This is a genomic window from Flavobacterium xylosi (assembly GCF_042787345.1).
GTDB lineage: Bacteria > Bacteroidota > Bacteroidia > Flavobacteriales > Flavobacteriaceae > Flavobacterium > Flavobacterium xylosi.
This window is the reverse complement of record NZ_JBHZPZ010000033.1, coordinates 1-3,595: the sequence shown is the minus strand read 5'-3', so window position 1 is coordinate 3,595 and position 3,595 is coordinate 1. Positions and strand designations below refer to the sequence as shown.

General features: G+C 36.0%; 3 protein-coding genes. All 3 read left to right on the top strand.

The window, feature by feature from the left end; genetic code table 11:
• The first annotated feature begins 949 nt into the window (after positions 1 to 949).
• The 3 genes from ACFX5E_RS16120 to ACFX5E_RS16110 all read left to right on the top strand — a co-directional run bounded on the left by ACFX5E_RS16120 (position 950) and on the right by ACFX5E_RS16110 (position 3,349).
• The gene (locus ACFX5E_RS16120; protein WP_379856191.1) at positions 950 to 1,357 is read left to right on the top strand and encodes an endonuclease domain-containing protein; all 408 of its coding nucleotides are present in this window, start codon (positions 950 to 952) and stop codon (positions 1,355 to 1,357) included.
• A 588-nt stretch (positions 1,358 to 1,945) separates the two neighbouring features.
• On the top strand, positions 1,946 to 2,353 hold the full coding sequence (locus tag ACFX5E_RS16115; protein ID WP_379856190.1) for an endonuclease domain-containing protein: 408 nt from the start codon (positions 1,946 to 1,948) through the stop codon (positions 2,351 to 2,353).
• A 588-nt stretch (positions 2,354 to 2,941) separates the two neighbouring features.
• The gene (locus ACFX5E_RS16110) at positions 2,942 to 3,349 is read left to right on the top strand and encodes an endonuclease domain-containing protein (protein ID WP_379856190.1); all 408 of its coding nucleotides are present in this window, start codon (positions 2,942 to 2,944) and stop codon (positions 3,347 to 3,349) included.
• Positions 3,350 to 3,595: the final 246 nt, after the last annotated feature.

Sequence of the window (3,595 nt, the reverse complement as noted above, 5' to 3'; positions counted from 1 at the left end):
ATTCCCTCGAATTCTAAAAACAACATCGATTCCACTTCTCAATTCCCCTCTTGAAATCGAAGATTCAACGACTCCAAAATTAAATAACAACTGGAGTTATAGGGGTTAGGGGTGTGTTCCTCAAGTCCTAAAAACAACATTGATTCCACTTCTCAATTCCCCTCTTGAAATCGAAGATTCAACGACTCAAAAATTAAATAACAACTGGAGTTATAGGGGTTAGAGGTGTATTCCCTTGAGTCCTAAAAACAGCATCGATTCCACTTCTCAATTCCCCTCTTCAGAGGGGTTAGGGGTGTGTCCTTTTCTCAAAGCAAACAATTTCCTTCAAAATTCAAAACCCCTAAAGAGTACGGAATCACATTCCCCTCTCCAAATCAAAGATTTAACGACTCCACAATTAAATAACAACTGGAGTTATAGGGGTTAGGGGTGTGTGAATAGAAGATTCAACGACTCCAAAATTAAATAATAACTGTAGTTATAGGGCTCGAGATGTGTGTCCTTTTGAGTCCTAAAAACAACATTGATTCCACGATCACATTCCCCTCTCGAGAGGGGTTAGGGGTGTGTTCCTATGTTGAGTCCTAAAAACAACATTGATTCCATGGTCCTACTCCCCTCTTCAAATCGAAGATTCAACGACTCCAAAATTAAATAACAACTGGAGTTATAGGGGCTAGGGGTGTGTTCCTTTGTTGAGTCCTAAAAACAACATTGATTCCACTTCTCAATTCCACTCTTGAGAGGGGTTAGGGGTGTGTCCTTTTCTCAAAGCAAACAATTTTATTTTGAATTCAAAACCCCTAAAGATTCCTTGATCGTATTCCCCTCTTGAGAGGGGTTAGGGGTGTGTTCTTTTCTCAAACCAAACAATTTCATTTTTAACGCATAACAATATAATTAAAAACCTTATTTTTAACGTATCAAAAACGTTGACAGAGCCACTATGCCCAAAAGAAAAATCATACCCTACAACCCTAAACTCAAAGAATTTGCCCGACAACTTCGTAATAATTCGACTGAAACAGAAATTTTTTTGTGGTTAAAATTAAAGGGCAAGCAGATGTACGGTTATGATTTTCATAGACAGAAACCAATTGATAATTTTATTTTAGATTTTTTCTGTTATGAATTAATGTTAGGAATAGAAGTGGATGGCTATTCTCATGAGTTTTTAGAAGTATATAGTAAAGATTGTATAAAAGAAAAACGAATGAACGAGTTCGGGATTACTATTTTACGATTTAGTGATGAGCAGGTCTTGAAGGATATGGAGAATGTAATAAGGGCTATCGAGTCTTATATTTATGAGTATGAAGAACACACCCCTAACCCCTCTCAAGAGGGGAATTAAGAAGTGGAATTACAGCTATATATAACTTGAATTTTTAATACTGATAATGATTTGCAATCATATATAGATTGGAAATATCTTTATCTCAAAGCATACACTACCATATAGGAAACGCTGTATTTTTTTGCTTCCCAAAAACAGCATCGATTCCATGGTCTTACTCCCCTCTTCAAAGGGGTTAGGGGTGTGTTCCTTTGTTGAGTCCTAAAAACAACATCGATTCCACTTCTCAATTCCCCTCTTGAGGGGCTAGGGGTGTGTTCCTTTGTTGAGTCCTAAAAACAACATCGATTCCACTTCTCAATTCCCCTCTTGAGAGTGGCTAAGGGTGTGTTCCTCAAGTCCTAAAAACAGCATCAATTCCAGAATCACATTCCCCTCTGCAGAGGGGTTAGAGGTGTGTCCTTTTCTCAAAGCAAACAATTTTATTTTGAATTCAAAACCCCTAAAGATTCCTTGATCGTATTCCCCTCTTGAGAGGGGTTAGGGGTGTGTCCTTTTCTCAAAGCAAACAATTTCATTTTTAACACATAACAATATAATTAAAAACCTTATTTTTAACGTATCAAAAACGTTGACAGAGCCACTATGCCCAAAAGAAAAATCATACCCTACAACCCTAAACTCAAAGAATTTGCCCGACAACTTCGTAATAATTCGACTGAAACAGAAATTTTTTTGTGGTTAAAATTAAAGGGCAAGCAGATGTACGGTTATGATTTTCATAGACAGAAACCAATTGATAATTTTATTTTAGATTTTTTCTGTTATGAATTAATGTTAGGAATAGAAGTGGATGGCTATTCTCATGAGTTTTTAGAAGTATATAGTAAAGATTGTATAAAAGAAAAACGAATGAACGAGTTCGGGATTACTATTTTACGATTTAGTGATGAGCAGGTCTTGAAGGATATGGAGAATGTAATAAGGGCTATCGAGTTTTATATTTATGAGTATGAAAAACACACCCCTAACCCCTCTCAAGAGGGGAATTAAGAAGTGGAATTACAGCTATATATAACTTGAATTTTTAATACTGATAATGATTTGCAATCATATATAGATTGGAAATATCTTTATCTCAAAGCATACACTACGACATAGGAAACGCTGTATTTTTTTGCTTCCCAAAAACAGCATCGATTCCATGGTCCTACTCCCCTCTTCAAAGGGGTTAGGGGTGTGTTCCTTTGTTGAGTCCTAAAAACAACATCGATTCCACTTCTCAATTCCCCTCTTGAGGGGCTAGGGGTGTGTTCCTTTGTTGAGTCCTAAAAACAACATCGATTCCACTTCTCAATTCCCCTCTTGAGAGTGGCTAAGGGTGTGTTCCTCAAGTCCTAAAAACAGCATCAATTCCAGAATCACATTCCCCTCTGCAGAGGGGTTAGAGGTGTGTCCTTTTCTCAAAGCAAACAATTTTATTTTGAATTCAAAACCCCTAAAGATTCCTTGATCGTATTCCCCTCTTGAGAGGGGTTAGGGGTGTGTCCTTTTCTCAAAGCAAACAATTTCATTTTTAACACATAACAATATAATTAAAAACCTTATTTTTAACGTATCAAAATCGTTGACAGAGCCACTATGCCCAAAAGAAAAATCATACCCTACAACCCTAAACTCAAAGAATTTGCCCGACAACTTCGTAATAATTCGACTGAAACAGAAATTTTTTTGTGGTTAAAATTAAAGGGCAAGCAGATGTACGGTTATGATTTTCATAGACAGAAACCAATTGATAATTTTATTTTAGATTTTTTCTGTTATGAATTAATGTTAGGAATAGAAGTGGATGGCTATTCTCATGAGTTTTTAGAAGTATATAGTAAAGATTGTATAAAAGAAAAACGAATGAACGAGTTCGGGATTACTATTTTACGATTTAGTGATGAGCAGGTCTTGAAGGATATGGAGAATGTGATAAGGGCTATCGAGTTTTATATTTATGAGTATGAAAAACACACCCCTAACCCCTCTCAAGAGGGGAATTAAGAAGTGGAATTACAGCTATATATAACTTGAATTTTTAATACTGATAATGATTTGCAATCATATAGCTTAGAAATATCTTTATCTCAAAGCATACACTACGACATAGGAAACGCTGTATTTTTTTGACTCCTAAAAACAACATCGATTCCACTTCTCAATTCCCCTCTTGAAATCGAAGATTCAACGACTCCAAAATTAAATAATAACTGGAGTTATAGGGGTTAGGAATGTATTCCCTCGAATTCT